16 protein-coding genes are annotated in these 17,414 nt (G+C 74.5%); all 16 read right to left on the bottom strand.

The features are described 5' to 3' along the window. Window positions 1-6: 6 nt before the first annotated feature. The 16 genes from ACYVOM_RS31195 to ACYVOM_RS31120 all read right to left on the bottom strand — a co-directional run bounded on the left by ACYVOM_RS31195 (window position 7) and on the right by ACYVOM_RS31120 (window position 17,412). Complete coding sequence (locus ACYVOM_RS31195) at window positions 7-1,680, bottom strand: PucR family transcriptional regulator (protein WP_460307141.1); 1,674 nt, start codon at window positions 1,678-1,680, stop codon at window positions 7-9. Window positions 1,681-1,707: 27 nt separating this feature from the next. Next, window positions 1,708-2,883, bottom strand: coding sequence for a M20 family metallopeptidase (locus ACYVOM_RS31190; RefSeq protein WP_460307140.1), 1,176 nt, complete (start codon window positions 2,881-2,883; stop codon window positions 1,708-1,710). A gap of 94 nt (window positions 2,884-2,977) precedes the next feature. After that, complete coding sequence (locus tag ACYVOM_RS31185) at window positions 2,978-3,748, bottom strand: SDR family NAD(P)-dependent oxidoreductase (RefSeq protein WP_460307139.1); 771 nt, start codon at window positions 3,746-3,748, stop codon at window positions 2,978-2,980. Beyond that, window positions 3,745-4,764: an alpha-ketoacid dehydrogenase subunit beta gene (locus ACYVOM_RS31180; protein ID WP_460307138.1), complete on the bottom strand. Its 1,020-nt coding sequence runs from the start codon at window positions 4,762-4,764 to the stop codon at window positions 3,745-3,747. The genes ACYVOM_RS31185 and ACYVOM_RS31180 overlap by 4 nt, the downstream gene beginning before the upstream one ends. Next, window positions 4,761-5,729 carry a thiamine pyrophosphate-dependent dehydrogenase E1 component subunit alpha gene (locus ACYVOM_RS31175; protein ID WP_460307137.1) on the bottom strand — a complete coding sequence of 323 codons (969 nt, stop codon included), beginning with the start codon at window positions 5,727-5,729 and terminating at the stop codon, window positions 4,761-4,763. The genes ACYVOM_RS31180 and ACYVOM_RS31175 overlap by 4 nt, the downstream gene beginning before the upstream one ends. Before the next feature lie 27 nt (window positions 5,730-5,756). Next, entirely contained in the window at window positions 5,757-6,641 is an 885-nt protein-coding gene (locus ACYVOM_RS31170; RefSeq protein ID WP_460307136.1) for an allophanate hydrolase-related protein, read from the bottom strand. 53 nt (window positions 6,642-6,694) lie between these two features. Next, the gene (locus tag ACYVOM_RS31165) at window positions 6,695-8,503 is read right to left on the bottom strand and encodes a gamma-glutamyltransferase family protein (RefSeq protein ID WP_460307135.1); all 1,809 of its coding nucleotides are present in this window, start codon (window positions 8,501-8,503) and stop codon (window positions 6,695-6,697) included. Window positions 8,504-8,550: 47 nt separating this feature from the next. Next, window positions 8,551-9,438, bottom strand: a complete 888-nt coding sequence (locus tag ACYVOM_RS31160) for an SMP-30/gluconolactonase/LRE family protein (protein ID WP_460307134.1) — start codon at window positions 9,436-9,438, stop codon at window positions 8,551-8,553. After that, on the bottom strand, window positions 9,435-10,979 hold the full coding sequence (locus ACYVOM_RS31155) for an amidohydrolase family protein (RefSeq protein ID WP_460307133.1): 1,545 nt from the start codon (window positions 10,977-10,979) through the stop codon (window positions 9,435-9,437). Before ACYVOM_RS31155 ends, ACYVOM_RS31160 begins: the two co-directional genes overlap by 4 nt. Next, the gene (locus ACYVOM_RS31150; protein WP_460307132.1) at window positions 10,976-11,791 is read right to left on the bottom strand and encodes an ABC transporter permease; all 816 of its coding nucleotides are present in this window, start codon (window positions 11,789-11,791) and stop codon (window positions 10,976-10,978) included. Before ACYVOM_RS31150 ends, ACYVOM_RS31155 begins: the two co-directional genes overlap by 4 nt. Beyond that, a complete protein-coding gene (locus ACYVOM_RS31145) occupies window positions 11,788-12,609 on the bottom strand; it encodes an ABC transporter permease (protein ID WP_460307131.1) in 822 nt (273 codons plus the stop codon). The genes ACYVOM_RS31150 and ACYVOM_RS31145 overlap by 4 nt, the downstream gene beginning before the upstream one ends. Beyond that, window positions 12,606-13,424, bottom strand: coding sequence for an ABC transporter ATP-binding protein (locus ACYVOM_RS31140; protein ID WP_460307130.1), 819 nt, complete (start codon window positions 13,422-13,424; stop codon window positions 12,606-12,608). The genes ACYVOM_RS31145 and ACYVOM_RS31140 overlap by 4 nt, the downstream gene beginning before the upstream one ends. Beyond that, window positions 13,421-14,188, bottom strand: a complete 768-nt coding sequence (locus ACYVOM_RS31135; RefSeq protein WP_460307129.1) for an amidohydrolase family protein — start codon at window positions 14,186-14,188, stop codon at window positions 13,421-13,423. Before ACYVOM_RS31135 ends, ACYVOM_RS31140 begins: the two co-directional genes overlap by 4 nt. A gap of 101 nt (window positions 14,189-14,289) precedes the next feature. Then, entirely contained in the window at window positions 14,290-15,348 is a 1,059-nt protein-coding gene (locus tag ACYVOM_RS31130) for an ABC transporter substrate-binding protein (protein ID WP_460307128.1), read from the bottom strand. A 311-nt stretch (window positions 15,349-15,659) separates the two neighbouring features. Continuing rightward, complete coding sequence (locus ACYVOM_RS31125; RefSeq protein WP_460307127.1) at window positions 15,660-16,283, bottom strand: TetR/AcrR family transcriptional regulator; 624 nt, start codon at window positions 16,281-16,283, stop codon at window positions 15,660-15,662. A 4-nt stretch (window positions 16,284-16,287) separates the two neighbouring features. Next, the gene (locus ACYVOM_RS31120; protein WP_460307126.1) at window positions 16,288-17,412 is read right to left on the bottom strand and encodes a hypothetical protein; all 1,125 of its coding nucleotides are present in this window, start codon (window positions 17,410-17,412) and stop codon (window positions 16,288-16,290) included. Window positions 17,413-17,414: the final 2 nt, after the last annotated feature.

Raw genomic sequence — 17,414 nt, 5'->3', positions numbered from 1 at the left:
GGGTGGTCAATCCCGCATGGCGTCCATGGCCATCAGGGCGACGGAGAGGGAGGTGCAGACGTCGTCGGAGTCGAGGTCTACGTTGAGGATGCCGCCGATACGGGCCAGGCGCTCGTACATCCAGGCGCGGGAGACGTGGGCGGCCTCGGCGGCGGCGGTCTTGTTGCGGCCGGAGTCGAGGTAGGTGCGCAGCAGGCGGACGAGGTCGGTGCCGTGCTTCTCGTCGTGCAGGAGGAGGGGGCGCAGTTCGCCTTCGGCGAAGGTCTGGAGCCTGGCGTCGTCGCGCATCAGCTGGAGCAGGCCGCGCAGCCGCAGGTCGGGGAGCCGGTAGTAGAGGCGGCGTTCGCCCGTGCGGGAGGCCGCGTCGGCGACCTGCATGGCGCTGAGCAGCATGCCGCGCACCTCGCTGACCGAGGACAGGACGTCGCCGACCGCCAGGATGTACCCGCTGTCGGGGTCGCCTCGGTGGACGCGGTGCGCCAGCCGCTCCACGGCCGCCTGGGGATCGTCGCCGGTGCCCAGGGAGAGCAGGATGCCGATCACGGCGTCCTCGACCGGGCCGACCAGGGCGAGCAGCCGGGTGTCGCGGACCGCGTCGGTGGCCACCCCGGCCGCGGTCCGCAGGACGTCCTGCCGGGCGCGGGCGTTGCCGGGGAGGGCGTCGCGGGTGGTGAGGACGACGGGCACGAGCCGGCGCCCTTCGAGCGGCACGCCGATGGCGCGGGCCTCGGTGGCGATCTCGGCGCTGGTCCTCTTGGGGGACAGCAGCCCGGACAGCAGGGTGCGGTGGGTGTGCAGGGCGAGGGTCTCCTCGTCGCGGGCGAGGAGCCGGCCGACGGCGAGCGCGGAGGCCGCCCGCTCGACGAGCATCGTCAGCCGCGGCAAGGGTGCGGGGACGGACATCAGCACGAGCCGTCCCCAGTCCTGGCCGCGGGCTCCGACGGTGCTGGTCAGCCAGCCGTTGGCCGTGTCATAGGCGGTGCGGGCGTCGGTCTGCACGGCCCGGGAGCGGGCCTCCCACTGGTCGAGGACGGTGTCGGCGGCCCAGCCCGCCGTGTCGTAAACGAGGACCTGGTGGGCGAGGTTCTCCAGCACTGCGGGGCGCCGGGCCATGCGGACGACCTGGTGGAGGACGTCGGTGGGTTCGGCGCCTTCGAGGGTGAGTTCGTTGAAGATCTGGTGGATCTGCTCGGAGGCGCGCAGTTCGTCGATGCGGTTCTCCAGGATGCGCCAGTGCACGTCCTCGGTGACCTCGACGAACCGGGTCGTGCGCAGCAGGGCGACCAGGGGCAGCCCGTGGCGTTCGGCGGCAGCCCGCATGGCCTGCGGGACGGAGTCGCGGAAGCGCGGGCCGAGGCCGACGACGATCCCGGCGGCGCCGATCCCGGCGAGTTCGTCGACGAAGCGGACCAGGGAGGCGTCGTCCGAGGGCAGGGCGATGCCGGTGGTGAGGATGAGTTCGCCGCCGCGCAGCATGGGGGCGATGGACGGCAGCTCGCTCACATGGACCCACCGCACCTGGCGGGTCAGGCCGGCGGCGCCGGCGACGACCTTCGGCCGGCCTTCGCGCAGGGAGGGGAACTCCAGGACCTCGGCCACGGTGGGAAGGCTCTCCACGGTGGGGAAGGCGGGACGGGTGGTGTCGGTGAGCTGAGAGGGGTCTTCGGGCCTGCCGTCCATCCACGTCCCGCCTTTCCTGTCTAGTCCCTAGAAAGCTGTTTCACCCCAATTGTCCACCAGAGTCCCGAGCATCCTGGCACCCAGGTCGAGGTCGGCGAGCGGGACGTACTCGTCCGCGGTGTGCGCCTGGTCGGTGGCGCCGGGGCCGAAGACGGTGCAGGAGGTGCTGCCGGTGAGGGCGGCGACCATGGAGGCGTCGGTGTAGGCCTCGTGCCCGTCGGCGCCGCCGACCGGCACGGCCCGTCCGGTGTGCTCCAGGTAGGCGGCACGCAGCCCGCGCACCATCGGGGCGTCGTCGGACGCCCGGACCGGAGGCCGCTCGGCGCCGAGCGGCTCGATCACGTACTCGGCGCCGGGGTGCTCGGCGACGACGGCGGCGGCGACCCGGTCGACGATCGCCTGGGCGTGGGCGGGGGTCATCGGGGGCACGATCCGCACATCGAGTCCGGCCTCGCAGGAAGGCGGCACGACGTTGGTGGCCACACCGCCGTGGAAGGTCCCGCAGGTGAAGCGGGGCCGGCCGAGGAGTTCGTCCTCATAGGGCAGGGCGTCGAACACGGTCTTCAGCCGGTCGACGATCTTGGCCATCAGGTGGTTGGCGTCGATGCCGAGGTGGGCGCGCCCGGCGTGGGCCATCCGGCCGCGGACGCGCAGGGTGAGCCAGCGCAGGCCCATCTGGGCGATCCGCAGGCGCATGCCGGTGGGTTCGAGGGCGAGGATTTGGTCGTCGGGGCGCAGCAGCCCGCTGTCGACGAGCCGGTGCGCGCCCGCCATGTCGGGGGCCTCCTCGTCGACGGTGGCGACGAGGAGCACGTCGCCCGCGGGCGGGCGCCCGCCGGCGGCGAGCGCGTCGAGCAGGTTGATGGACAGGGCCAGCCCGCCCTTCATGTCGCAGGCGCCGCGGCCGTAGAGGCGGCCGTCGGCGATGGCGCCGCCCAGCGGCGGGAAGGTCCAGCCCTCGCCGACGGGGACCGTGTCCATGTGGCTGAGCAGCACCAGGCGGGGGGCGGTGCCCTCGCCGGGGACCCGGGCCACGATGTTGTCCCGGCCCTCGGCGACGGGCATCCGCTCGACGGCCAGGCCCGCGTCGGCGAGGCGGTTGCCGACCCACTCGGCGCACTTGCCTTCCTGCGGTCCGGGGTTCTGGCTGTCGATGCCGATCAGGGAGCGGGTGTCGCTGATGACGCGGTCCAGGGAGATCATGTCGTTCCTCGGGTTGTGCGGGTGGGCGACCGGCGGAGGGGCCGTTCGGGGCCGTCGCCCGGCCGGTGGTGGGAGTGGCGGGACCGGGGGCCGGTCAGCCCGCCGGGGGGCCGTCGACGACCAGGTTCTGGCCGCTCAGTCCGGAGGACTCCGCCGACGCCAGCCAGGCGCAGACGCGGCCGACCTCGGCGGGGTCGATCAGCCTGCGGAAGGCGGAGGCGTCCGCGAAGCGGACCAGGATCTCCTCGGTCGTGGTGTGCTCCCGGTCGGCGACCTGGGCGGCCAGCCGGCGCAGCATGGGGCTGTCGACGTTGCCGGGGCAGACGGCGTTGGCCCGGCCGCCGTGCTCGGCGATCTCGGCGGCGAAAGACTGGACGAAGCCGATGAGGGCGAACTTGGAGGCGCTGTAGGCGGCGCCGCCGGCCTCGCCGCGCAGGCCCGCCGTCGAGGACAGGAAGACCGATCCGAAGGGCCGGGGATCGTTCTCCAGCAGCCGGGCGAGGGCCTGCCCGGTGCGGAACGCGCCGGACAGGTTGACGTCCATGAGACGTGCGTAGCCGGGCCAGTCGAGGCCGGAGACCGGGCCGGTCAGGTTGACGCCGGGGGCGTAGACGAGCCCGTCGAGGCGGGCGCCGGGGGCGTCCCACGCGGTGCGCAGGAGGTCGTCGACGGACCGCTGGTCGGTGACGTCCACGAGGGCGGCGCGGTGCCCGTCGCCGGGCAGGCCCACGAGGGCGGGTGCGGCGTCGGCGGCGTCGGCCGCCCAGACGGCGTGCCCTCGGGCGGCGAGGGCGGCGCAGGACGCGGCGCCGAGGGAGCCGGCGGCGCCGATGACGACGACGCGGGAGGAGTGCGGGGCGCTCACGCGGCGGCTCCCATGGCGCGGACGGCCTGCGCGATCGACGCGCGGCGGGGTACGACGGCCTCTTCGAGGCTGAGGGCGGCGGGCACCGGCACGTCCGGGGTGCCGTGCCGGGCGACCTGGCGCAGGGCCTGCGGGCCGAGGCGCTCGACGACGCCGGTGATGATCTCGCCGCTGAGGCCGAAGCCGAGGTAGTCCTCGTCCACGACCAGCAGGCGCCCGGTGCGGGCGACGGACGCGCAGACGGTGGCGAGGTCGAGGGGGACGACGCTGCGCAGGTCGATCACCTCGACGTCGACGCCCTCGGCGGCCAGGTCCCGGGCGGCGAGCAGGCTCTCGCCGACGGTCGCGCTCAGGGTGACCAGGGTGAGGTCGGAGCCGGGCCGGACGACGGAGGCCTGGCCGAGCGGCACGGTGTAGGCCTCGCGCGGCACCTCGGCGCCGTGGGTGAAGGTCCCCGCCTTCTGCAGGAGCAGTCCCTTGTGCTCGATGAACACCACGGGGTCGTCGCTGCGGACGGCCGCGGCCATCAGGCCCTTGGTGTCGTACGGCGAGGACGGCGCGACGACCCGCAGTCCGGGCAGGTGGGCGAAGGTGCCCCAGAGGCACTGGGAGTGCTGGGCTGCCGAGCCGATGCAGCCGCCCGCGGTCTTGATCACCATGGGCATGCCGACCCGGCCGCCGGTCATGTAGCGGATCTTCGCCGCGGCGTTGTAGACCTGCTCCAGGCAGACCCCGATGAAGTCGACGAACATCACCTCGACGACGGGGCGGTACCCCTCCATGGCGAGGCCGACGGCGGCGCCGGTGAAGGCCATCTCGGAGATCGGGGTGTCGCGCACCCGGTCCCGTCCGAAGGCCTTCTGGAGGCCGCGGGTGCTGCCGAAGACGCCGCCCTGGAGGCCGACGTCCTCGCCGAGCACGAGGACGCGCTCGTCGCGTTCCATCTCCAGGCGCAGGGATTCGGCGGCGCACTGGGAGACGTTGATGTTGCGCGCTGTCGTGGTGGTGGTGGTCATGCGCGGGGGCCTTTCGCGAAGACGTGGTCACGGGCGGTGGCGGGGTCGGGCATCGGGTCGGCGCGCACCTGGTCGAGGAGCGCCTCGATCTCCTCGGTGACCTCCTCCTCCCGCTCGTCCAGCAGGTCCTCGGCGATGAGGCCGCGGGCGAGGATCTTCGCCCGGGTCAGGGGCAGCGGGTCGCGTTCCTGGCGGCGCCGGTCCTTCTCGGCGGCGGGTCGGTACAGGTCGAGGTCGCCCTCGAAGTGGCCGCGGAAGCGGTAGCAGGTGGCCTCCAGGATCGCGGGCCCCCTCCCGGCGCGGGCGTGCGCGACGGCCTCGGCGAACGCCGCGTCGACGGCCTCGACGTCCAGGCCGTCGACCCTGCGGCCCCAGGCGCCGTAGGCGGGGGCGCGCTCGGCGAGGGTGGGGGTGGCGGTGGAGTCGGTGAAGGGGACGGAGATGGCCCACTCGTTGTTCTCGATGAGGACGACGAGCGGGAGCTTCCAGGCGCCGGCCATGTTGAGGGTCTCGTGGAAGCCGCCGGTGTTGGCGCCGCCGTCGCCGGTGACGCCCACCGCGACGGAGTCCCGGCCCTCGATCTGCGCGGCCCAGGCGTGGCCGAGCGCGACCGGGAGGTTCGCGCCGACGATGCCGGTGGTGGAGAACCGGCGCTTCTGGTCGAACAGGTGCATGTGTCCGCCGAAGCCGCCGCACAGGCCGGTGGCGCGCTCGTAGATCTCGGCGAGCAGCGGCCGGGCCTCGACGCCCTTGGCGAGGGCGTGCAGATGGCTGCGGTGGGTGCTGACGAGCGCGTCGTCGGGGCGCAGCGCGCCGATGAGGCCCGCGGCGACGGCCTCCTGGCCGATGCCGGTGTGCAGTTCGCCGTGGATCTCGCGGGTGGGCACGCCGGCCAGGCACGCCTCCTCGAAGCGGCGCATGCGCACCATGTCCAGGTAGCGCTGTACGAGAGTGGGTCCGTCCATGGGTGTGCTCCTCGGTTCTGCGGATGCTCAGCGGGGGTGGTGGTCAGGTGCGGGGCAGGGCTGCTCCTCCAGTTCCACGACGGTCCCCGAAGGCGTGCGGCAGTAGGCGGCGCGGCCCTCGGCGAACTCGGTGGGCCGGCCGATCAGGGTGCCGCCCGCGGCGGTCAGTGCGGCGAGCGCGGCGTCGAGGTCGTCGACGAGGTGGGCGGTGTGGGCGTCGCCGGGCCGGACCGGCAGCCACGCCGGGGCGTCGTCGGGGACGCCGGAGAAGGCGAGGAGTTCCAGGTGCTGCCCGGTGACCGGGGAGGCCAGCTGGACGAGGTCGCCGCGCAGGCCGGGCAGGCCGAGCAGGCTCTCCACGAGGTCCGTCATGCCGTACGCCTCGAAGGCCACCTCGAAGCCGAGGACCCGGCGGTGGAAGGCGACGGCCTCGGCGAGGTCGGGGACGACGGTCCCGGTGTGGTGCCAGGCCCAGGTGGCGGCCGTGCCCGCATGGGCGGGCGCGGGGCGGGCGGCGGCGTACGCGCGCCAGCCGCCGTAGGCGGAGATGTCGAGGTGACGGCCCTCGGCCAGCTCCCTCGGGTAGAGGATGCCGTCCAGGGTGCGCCCGTCTTCGAGCTCGACGGGGCCCCGGTACAGGCCCGGCGGTTCGCCCTCCTCGACGGCGCGCAGAACATCGGCGGGCACCCGGTAGACCTCGCCGGGGACGGAGATCCCCCGGACCGCGGCCTCGCCGGGCGCGAGCCGGTACATGCCGGGGTGCACGTCGCCGATCGAGTGCAGCCGGTAGGCGGGCACGGTGCGGGCGGAGCCGAGGAACGCGGCGCCCGCGAGGTTGGCGTGCAGCGCCAGGCCGCGCATCAGGGTGCCGTTGACGAACAGGTCGGTCGTGGGCGGGGGTTCGGGTGGCACGGGCGGCTCTCCTTGAGGCGGTGACTGTAGGGGCGTGGTGTGCGGGCCGGGGGTCAGCGGGCCGCCGCGTAGGCGCTGCGCCTCGGGTCGGCGCCCGCGGCCAGGACGCGCCGCCCGTCGGGGGACGGCGGGACGAGGTCGCCGACGGTCTGGACGGACCCGGCGTCGAACTCGTAGGCGGGCCACGGCCGCACCAGGTGGCCGCGGGCGGCGAGGCCGTCGCGGACGGCGGCCGGGATCCGGTCCTCGACGAGCAGCAGGCCGCCGCCGGAGGGGTGCGGGTGGAAGCCGCCGGGGAAGCTGGAGCCGAAGACCCGGGGCGCCTCGACGGCCTGCTGGGCGGTCATGCCGAACACGGCGTCGTTGAGGAACGCCTGGAGCATGGCCTGCACGATGACGTCCCCGCCGGGGCAGGCCATCGCACCGACCGCCGGCTCGCCGCCTTCGGGACCTTCGGTGAGGGTGATCAGGGCGGCCGGGGTGACGCAGGGCCGCTTGCCCGGCGCGATGGCGTTGGGGTGCCCGGCGACGAGCCTGCTCTGGACGCCGCGCGGGGAGCAGAGGATGCCGAGGCCGGGAATGAGGGGCGCGCCGTCGGCGGTGTCGCTGGGCGAGGCGGCGAAAGCGTTGCCGTCGGAGTCCATGACGACGATCGCGGTGGTGCTGCCGATCCGGGGCCGTCCGTCGTCGGGGGCGGGCAGGTCGGGCAGGGCCCGGTGCCCGATGCGGGCGCGCAGGGCGTCCAGCCGGGCGGGGTCGAGCAGGTCGGCGGGGCCGGCGTCGGTGAAGGCGGGGTCGCCGTAGTGCCGCTCGCGTTCGGCGAAGGCGAGCTTCAGCGCCTCGGTGACCAGGTGCAGATAGGTCTCGCTGTTGTGCCCGGCGGCGGCGAGGTCGTGGCCGCCGAGCACGCCGAGCGCCTGGGCGACGATGAGGCCCTGGCTCCAGGCGGGGGTGACGTGGACGGTGCGGTCGCCGAAGCGGACGGCGGGGGCCTCGGCGACCTCGGCGGTGAAGGAGGCGAGGTCCTCGGCGTCCAGGAAGCCACCGGCGGCGGTGACGAACGCGGCGATGCGGCGGGCCGGTTCGCCCCGGTAGAAGGCGTCGTGCGCGGCGCGCAGACCGCCGTCCCGGTCCGCGCCGGCGGCGAGGGCGGCGGTCTCGGCATCGGCCAGGGAGCGCAGCAGCGCGCCGAGTTCGAGCTGGACGAGGCGCTCGCCGGGCCGGGGCGCGCGGCCCTCGGGCCAGTACACGGCGCGGCTGGACTCCCACCGGGAGAAGCCGCGGCCCATCACGGTGAGACTGCGGGCGGTGCGGACGTCCAGCGGGAAGCCCAGCTCGGCGAGCTCGATCGCGGGCGCGGCGGCCTCGGCGAAGCTCAGGGTGCCGAACTCGCGCAGCGCGGTGATCCAGCCGGAGGGGGCACCGGGGACGATGGAGGGGGCGCCGCCCAGCGGGAGCGCGCCGCCGTGCCGGGCGAGCATGGCCTCCAGGGTGGCCGCGCGGCCCCACCGGCCGACCCCGGCGACGCTGTGCACGGTGGCGGACCCGGCGGTGCGGACGAGGACGGGGGCGATGCCGCCGAAGTTCGCCATGTCGGCCTGGACGACGTTGGAGGCCAGGCCCGCGGCGACCCCGGCGTCCACGGCGCTGCCGCCGCGGCCGAGGATCTCGGCGGCGACCTGGCTGACCAGCGGGTGCCCGGCGACGACCGCCCAGCGCTCGCCGAGCAGCGTGGGGCGCATCGACTCGGCCCCGGGGAACACCCCGGGCACCACTCCGCCGCCCATGCCCGCTCCCCTGGCGGCACCGGTGCCCGGCCCGCCGGGGGTCAGGGGCTGCTCGAATCCCTGCGCGATGGTCATCGTGTCTCTCCGTCCTTCGTTGTCTCTTCGCCGCCGGCGTTTGCCGGTCAGACCGCGCAGCGCGGCACCGGGAGGCCGGGGACGCCGACGTCGGCGGCGAACAGGGCGCCCGCGGCGGGTTCCGCGGCCAGCCGGCGGTCGCTCATGCCGACCCGGCCGGTGGTGACATAGAGCAGGCCGAGGCCGGGTCCGCCGAAGGCGCAGCTGGTGACCTGGCTGACCGGGAGCGGGAGGGTCATGTCGTGCGTCCCGTCGGGGCCGTAGCGGCGGACCTGGCCGCCGCGCCAGAGCGCTACCCACACTCCGCCCTCGGCGTCGACGGCGAGCCCGTCGGGCACACCCGCCTCGTCCTCGACGGTCGCCCAGGGGCGGCGTCCGGTGGCCGCGCCGGTGGCGGGGTCGTAGTCGAGGACGTCGACGCGGCGGGTGGCGCTGTCGATGAAGTACATGCGGGTGCCGTCCGGGGACCAGCCGAGGCCGTTGGCGACGCTGGTGCCCGGCAGGATCCGGCGGGGCGCTCCGGCGCCGGGGTCGAGCCGGTACAGGGCGCCGCGGCCGGGCAGCATGTCGAGGTCGAGGGTGCCGAACCAGAGCCGTCCGGCGGGGTCCACCCCGGCGTCGCCGAGCCGGTTGCCCTCGGGTTCGCCGGGCACGGCGACGGTCCGCTCGGTGCGGCCCTCCTCGTCGAGGAGCAGGACGCCGTGCCGGGCGGCGACCGCGTGGCCGCCTGCGGCGCGGGGCAGGACGGCGCTCACCGCGTGCCCGAAGTCGCGATGCCGGGCCGTGCCGGTCGGCGGGTGGTAGCGGTGGAGCCGGCCGGCCGGGATGTCCGCCCAGTGCAGTTCTCCGGTGGCGTCGTCCCAGGCGGGTCCTTCGCCCAGGTCACAGCCCGCGGCCACGACCGGCGCGGCCGGGCCGTGCAGGACCGGCATCATGCCTCCCCCTTGTCCCGGCGGCCGTACGAGCCGCCCGATCCGTACGGGCCGTGCGGGCCGTGCGGGCCGTGCGGCAGGTCGTGCGCGGCGGTCCCCGCGTACCGCCGTCGTGCCGTCGTGTCGTCCAGCAGGGCGCGCAGGGCCGCCTCCGGGGCGGCGAGGGCGGCCATCCGGCGCGCCCGGGCGACCCGGTCGGCCGAGAGGGCGGCCCGGAGCCTGGTCCGGGCGGCGGCCGCCTCGGGTCCGCGCTGGGTCACGCCCGCGCCGACCAGCCACCGTCCGGCGCGCAGCACGTCGCTGACGTCGCGGTACGTCGCCTCGTGGACGACGCGCTCCACGACGTCGGCGCCGCCCGCGCCGGGGACCGCGACGCAGACCAGGTCCGCGCGGTGGCCGGGGGCGATCCGGCCGAGGCGGCCGGTGTTCCCGGTCGCGGCGGCCCCGCCCTCGGTGGCCATGGCGAGCGCCTCCCTGGGCGTCAGCGGACCTCCGGCGCGTTCGGCCGCGGCCAGCGCGGCGCGCATCTCGGCGAACATGTCGGGCGGCCCCTGGTGCTGGCTGTCCAGGCCGAGCGCCACGGCCGCCCCGGCGTCGAGCCAGGACCGCACCCGGGCGTCGCCGGAGCCGAGCCGCAGGTTGGACGTCGGGCAGTGCACGAGGGCCGTGCCGCGCGCCGCGAGCAGGGCGGTCTCGGCGTCGGTGAGCCAGACGCCGTGGGCGGCCGAGGTGCCGGGGCCGAGCAGCCGGTGCCGGTCGAGCCGGGCCACCGGGTCGTCGCCGTCGGCGAGCCAGCCCCGCTGGTGGGGGCTCTCCAGCAGATGGGTGTGCAGCCGCACGCCGTCGGCCGCGCAGCGGCGCAGCGCGTCCAGTGCCTCGTCGGAGCACCACTGCGGGGCCACCGGTGCGAGGGCGATCCGTACGCCGGGCCATCGTTCGGCGGACCGAAGGAGCCCGGCGAACAGGGCGGGGAGCCGGTCGGGGCGCAGGCCGCGGTGCGGCGGCGCGGGCGTTCCCGCGGTGCCGGAGGCGGGCTCCGGAGCGAACTCGGCCTGGTCGGTGAGACCGACGGCGAGCTGGGCCCGCAGCCCGGCCAGCACCAGCGACCGCGCCACCGCGGTCACCGAGGCGGTGTACTCCTCGGGTCCCGCGAAGGTGTGGTGGACGGCCTGCACGGTGGTCACCCCGGTGGCCGTCAGGCCGTCCGCGGCGGCGAGGGCCTCGTCGCCGGGGTCGAGCGCGGTGGTGCCGGTCAGCCGGACGACCCAGCTCTCCAGGTCGGCGTCGGCGACGTCCTGCTCGGCCAGGGGCAGCGCCCGCAGATGGCTGTGGGCGTCGGTGAAGGCGGGCAGGACCACGCCGTCCAGTTCCTCGGTGTCGGCGGCGGGCACCTCGCCGGCCAGCCGCGCGTACGGCGCCACCCGGGCCACGGTGCCGGTGGGGTCCACCAGCACGCCCGCGTCGGCCAGCGGCGCGGCCGCAGCGTCGGCGACCAGGGTGCGGCAGCGCAGCAGCAGGGGGCCGTCGGCGGGCGCGCGGTTCATCGGCGCACCGCCCAGGGCAGCATGCGGCGCTCGGCGAAGGTGACGGCGGCGTACACCAGGCCCGCGACGACAGAGGAGGCGAGGATCGCGCCCCACATCGTGGCGGTGTCCTGGGCGAGCGCCATGCCGATGACGAGCTTGCCGAGGCCGTCGCCGCCGATCAGCCACTCCGCGGTCATCACGCCGAGCACCGCGGCCGGGGCGGCGATCCGCAGGGAGTCGAAGAAGGCGGGCATCGCGGCGGGCAGCCGCACCCGCCAGTAGACCGTTCCGGCGCGGCAGTTGAGGACGTGCATCAGCTCCAGCGCCTCGCGTTCCACCGAGCGCAGCCCGAGCAGGACGTTGACCAGCGTCGGGAAGAACACGATCAGGGCGGCGACCACGACGGTCGGCGCGGCGCCCCGGCCCGCGACCAGGGTGATGAAGGGGGCGAGCGCCACCACGGGCACGGCCCGCACGGTGAGCGCGAGGGGGTAGAGGACCGCGGCCAGCACCGGCGACGCGGAGATGAGAAGGGCGAGGAGCAGTCCGGCGGCGTTGCCGGCGGCGAAGCCCGCCAGGACCGCGACCACGGTGTCCCGGGCGGCGGTCAGCACGGCCGTCCAGTCCGCGGTGGAGACGATCAGGCTCGGGGCGGGGAGCGCGTAGTCGGGGGTGCCGCTGAGGCGCACCACGGCCTCCCACCCGAGGACCGCGAGGACGAGCACCGCGGACGACACGAGGGGTTCGCGCAGGCGGCGCACGAGGCGGACCGCCCGGCGGCCGGGCGTGGCCGGGGCCTTCGCCGTGGGCAGGGAGTCGATGACGGTCACCGTCCCTCCCCCGCCGCGCCGACCGAGGCGTGCCACGGGGTGGCGATCCGGGCGAGGCCGCCGAACAGCGCGGCCAGCAGCCCGGTGACTGCGGTGGACAGCACGAGCGCCGCCCACATCTCGGGCATCTGGTAGCCGAACATCGCGTACAGCAGGGCGAGTCCGAGGCCCTGGTCCGCGCCCACCCACTCGGCGATCATGGCGCCGATGAACGCGGCCGGCGCGGCGATCTTCAGGGACGCCACGAACGCGGGCAGCGCGTACGGCAGCCGGAGCCGCAGCAGTTCCTTCGTCCGGCCGAGGGCGAGGATCCTGCCCAGTTCGCGTACGCGGGGGTCGGTGGCGCGCAACGCGCCCACCAGATTGACCAGGACGGGGAAGAACGCGGCGAGCAGGGCCACCGCAGCCTTGGAGGCGAAGCCGAGGCCGAGCCAGGCGACGAGGGCGGGCGCGAGGCCGATCACCGGGATGCTGTAGAGCATCAGGGCGAGGCGGTGCAGCCCGTCGCCGACGGCACGGAAGCGGTCCACGACCAGGGCGAGCAGCACGGCGAGCAGCACTCCCCCGGCGAACCCGGCCGCGGCCTCGCCCACGGTCGCCCAGGTGTTGCGGGCGTAGTTGTCCCGGTTCTCCCACAGGACGCCGAGGATCCTGGACGGCGGAGGGAGCGCGCCGCCCGGCTGGTAGGCGGAGCGGCCGTAGATCTCCCAGGCGGCGAGGAGGACGGCGTAGACGGCCAGCCCGATCAGCAGGGTGGCGCGGCGGCTCAGCGCGTGGCGGCCGAGCACGTCGGTCCCGGCGGCGCGGCGCCGGCTCACAGGCCGGCTCCTTCGTAGGCGCCGGTCAGCAGGGCGGTCAGCTCGCGCTCGTACTCGGTGAACCGCGGCAGCAGCATGGTCTCGGCGGTGCGCGGACGGGGCAGGTCGATGTCCAGTTCGGCGATGACGCGGCCGGGGCCGCGGCCCATGACCAGGACCTGGTCGGAGAGGAACACCGCCTCGGAGACGTCGTGGGTGACCAGGACCGCGGTGGTGCCGGTGCTCATCCAGATGCGCTGGAGTTCGTCGTTCATCTGGCGGCGGCGGATCTCGTCGAGGCCGTTGAACGGCTCGTCGAGGAAGAGCAGCCGGGGCCCCAGGATGAGCGCGCGGGCGATCGCCACCCGGCGGGCCATACCGCCGGACAGCTTCGCGGGCAGGGCCTTCTCGAAGCCCTCCAGGCCGACGAGCCGCAGCAGTTCGGCGGCGCGCTCGCGGCGCTCGGCCTTCGGCACGCCGGTGACCTGCAAAGGCAGTTCGACGTTGGCCTGGGCGGTGCGCCAGGGCAGGAGCACCGGGTCCTGGAAGACGAAGCCGAACTCCCCGGCGCCGCGGGCCTCGGCCGGGGTGCGGCCGAAGATCTCGACGGTGCCGGTGGTGGGCGGCACGATGTCCGACAGGATGCGCAGGAGCGTGGACTTCCCGCAGCCGGAGGGGCCGATGAGGGTGCAGAAGCTGCCTTCGCGGACGGTGAGGGCGATGTCGTCGAGGGCGGTGAAGTCGCTGCCGCCGACGTCGAAGCGCTTGCCGATGCCGGTGGCGCGGACGACTCCGGTTCCGCCGCCCGCGGGCGGGGCGCCCTTCGCGGGGCTCATACCCGGCCCGCTTCCGGGGCGGTGGTCCGGTCGGGCAGGCCCAGCAGGCGGGCGAGGTTGGCGCCCTCGACCAGGGCCCGGTCCTTCTCGTCGGGGATCGCCCGGGCGATCTTCGCGCGTTCCAGGTCGAAGTGGCTGCCGGGCCAGTCGGTGCCCATGACGAGGCGGCCCGCGCCGAGCCGCCGGTAGGCCATCTGGACCTCGATGAGCTGGGTGCCGGAGGTCTCCAGGTAGATGTGCTCGTTGCGCTCGGCCACCAGGATGGCCTCATTGACGTTCCAGATCGTCCCCATGTGCGCGATGAGCAGCGGCACCTCGGGGAACGAGCGGGAGATCTCCTCGATGGACAGCGGCGCGCAGAACGGGTCGTCGAGCGCGTTCACCAGGATCATCAGGCCGTTCTCGCGGCAGGCCTCGAAGATCGGGTCGAGCAGTCCGTGGTCGGCGAAGTGGTAGCCGTGCATGGTGGGGTGGAGCTTCAGTCCGCGCAGGCCGTACTCCCGCGCGCACGCCGTGACCGTCTCGACGGCGTCGGGGCGGCGCGGGTCGACCTGGCCGAAGCCGACGATGCGGTCCGGGTACGCGGCCACGGTGCGGGCGATGAACGCGTTGTCGATCATCTGGCCGAGGGAGCAGCCCACCGCCATGTCGACGCCGGCCGCGTCCATCGACGCGATCATGTTCTCCGGGGTGTAGGACTCGGCGGTCAGGTAGTCCGAGGTTCCTCCGGCCTGCCAGACGTTGTTGTACGCGTCGATGATCACGGGTGCTCCGCTTCGTTCGGGTGATCGGGCCTGGGCGGTACGGCGCCCAGGGCGGCGGCGGGCCCGGGCCGCCGCGGGGAGGCGGCGCCCGGGGCGCGGGTTCAGGACAGGAGGGAGGTGCGCCCGCCGTAGGCGGCTTCCAGCACCGAGGTGTCGACGACGTCGGCGGCCTTGAGGCTCTTCGCGAGAGTGCCGACCTCCACGAGGTCGTCGATGATCGTCTGCATCTTCGCCGGGTCGACCTGCAGGACGCCCTTGGGCGAGGCGATGAGGTCCTTCTGGAACTCGGCGGTGGCGATCTCGTCCGCGGCCTTCAGGCTGCCGCCGTTCCAGTCCGTCGCCACCAGCTCGCCGATCTCTGCGGGGTGGGCGTTCATGTACTCGTGGCCCTTGATGGTGGCGCGCAGGAAGCGGACCAGCTCGTCGTGGTGGCCGTCCAGTTGCTCGCGCGTGGTGACCAGGACGTTGCCGTAGCTCTTGACCCCGAGGTCCTCCAGGTAGAGCACGTTCACCTCGACGCCCTGCTGCTGGAGGGCCACCGCCTGGGAGGTGGCGTAGCCGGAGTAGCCGGAGACCTGGCCGGTGGTGAGCTGGGTGGGGTCGGTGCCGGCCGGTACGAAGGTGACGTCCTTGACGCCCGCCTTCTTCACCAGGGACTCGAACTGCGCCCGGGACGCCTCGGTGACGGCGATGGTGCGGCCCGCGAAGTCCGCGATGCCGGTGATCGGGTCGCTCTTCTTGCTGATGATCGCGAAGGGCGACGTCTGGAAGATCGCGCCGTAGATGACCAGGGGCCTGCCCTTGGCGGCGGCGACGAGGACGTTGGTGTTGTCGTCGTCGCCGGTCATGGCGCGGCCGGAGGCGATCTGCTGCCAGGCGAGGATGTTCGGGCCGCCCGCGGTGAAGGTCGTGGAGATCTTCTCCGCGGCGTAGTAGCCCTTCTTCTCGGCGGCGTAGAACCCGCCGTACTGGGTGAGCTTCAGCCAGCCGAGCTGGTCCTTGACGGTGAGGGTGCCGTCCGCGGACGTCCCGCCGGAGGAGTCCCCGCCGCAGGCGGACAGCAGCCCGCCCGCGGCGAGCACTCCGGCGCCCGCGCCGAAGAGCCTGAGGACGTCGCGCCGCCCGTGCACACCGCCGCGCGCCTCACGTGACCTGTTCATGTAAATCCTCCAGCGCACATCTGCGAGGGAAACCGCAGGCCAGAGGGGGTCTTCCGGCCGCGTCACCTAGCCTCGCAACGCGGCCGCGGCACCCGCAATGAGCGATCCATCGGTGGAATCGCCCGGACCCTTGACAGAACGTCCACCCCGCAACAGCCGCACAAACGGGCGGAAACAAAGGGGCAACAACAGGCCCGTGAACACCGTTCGGCCCGTCGACCGGCGCAGGTGACGGTCCCCGTTTCGGGGATCGCCCTCACCGCGCGCACCCGCCCGGCACAGGGCGCCGGGCGGGTGCGCGCGGTACGGGCTCAGCGGTCGCCGGAGACCGGGGCCGGACGCCGGGTGAGGGCCGGGGCCAGCCAGCGGGTGAGGAGGGCGCGGAGGTCGGCTTCGGAGTGGGGCGGCGCGCTGGGGTTCTGGAGGAAGGAGGTGAGGAGACGCATGATCATCTCGGCGAGGCCGCCCAGCTCGTCGTCGGTGATTCCGGCGGCGGGCCAGTCGACGGGGAAGCGGTGCAGCATCCGGGCGCCGTAGCCGATCGCGTCGGCGGTGGTGGCGCCCCGGCCGAACGCACCGGAGTCGCCGACCTGGAGCAGCAGGCTCAGCCGCGGCTCGGTCGGGATCGTCCGGACGCAGAAGACCATGCCCTCGACGACCGCCTCGGCCGGCTCGGTGACGCCCTGGAGGTGGGCGACGAGCCGGTCGACGAACGACTCGGCGCCCTGCGCGGCGACCTCGCCGACGATGTCGCTGATCCGGGCGAAGTGCCGGTAGACGGTCTGGCGGGTGACCCCGAGTTCGCTCGCCACGTCGGACAGGGTCGTCTTCGCGACGCCGTGCCTGTCGATGCACCGCGCGGTGGCGTCGACGATGCGCTGCCGGGCCTCGGCGGTCGATGCGGGAGGCCGACCTCCCCAGCCGTGGTGCGCCATGCCCCTAGGATCGCACAGGCTCCGCCGCGGCCCGTGCCCTCGTCGCGGGCAGCGCGGCCGCCAGCAACCCGGCCGCCGCGACCGCGCACGCCGCCGCGTACCAGAGGCTGCCGACCGGCGTCCCCCGCTCGGTGACGCCGTCGGTCGCCCCGAAGTACGCGGGCAGCGCGACCAACCACAGGAGGACATGGACACCGAGGTACAGCGCCGGATAGATCCGCACGAAGACCGGCGACGCGATCGGGGGCACCGCGCCGGAGCGCACCGCCCGCCACCCGTCGAACAGCAGATAGAGGCCGACCACCCAGACGACGGCGAGCTCGGTGCCCGTGATCGCCTTCTGCACGCCGAGGCCGTCGCGGAAGGCCCCGGTGGGCGCGCTCACGATCATCATCGCGAGCGGCGTCAGCGCTCCGGCAAGGACGGTGCGCCAGCCGACCTGGAAGCCGGACAGCGCGCCCCGGCCGTCCTTCGCTCCGACGAGGCGGACGACCAGGTACGTCATCGCGCCGAAGGAGACCGAGGCGAAGAGCAGCATGCTGTTCAGCGGCACCGACGCGAGCGCGGGCTGGTTGATCATCGTGTTGTCCGGGTTCCAGGCCCACCACTGGAGCTGGGGGCCGAGGTGGTCGAAGATCTCGTAGAAGACCTGGCACGCGAACGCGACGGCCACCGAGCCGACCAGCGGGCCGCGCCGCGCGAAGACGCCGAGGGCGCGGACGACCTCGTAGGCGAGCTGCGAGATGGCCGGATAGAACGCGACGATGTACAGCGGCAGCCGGTCGAACATGAACTGCACGCTGAACACGTTGTGCGAGAAGATGAACCCGACGTGCTCCTCCAGACCGAACCAGCCGGGGAAGTACAGCGGCGGCTCGATCACCGCGAGGTACACCACCGAGGCGAACCACAGCGAGAGGTTGACGGGGTCGCCGTCGCGCCGCCACCTCCGCCACGCGAAGACGAGCGCGAACACCGCGCCGCCGACGATGAGCAGTTCCAGCACGGGCAGCGTCCCGTTCTCCAGCCCGAACGGGTTCCGGAACGTCACCACGGGATTCGCGTCCCGGCAGGAGAAGCCGAGCCCTTCGGCGATCCGGGCGGCGGTGTCGTCGCAGGTGTGGTCCATCA

Source organism: Actinocorallia aurea (assembly GCF_054783995.1).
Note: the sequence above shows the minus strand (reverse complement) of the source record. Positions and strands in the feature narration are given on the sequence as shown.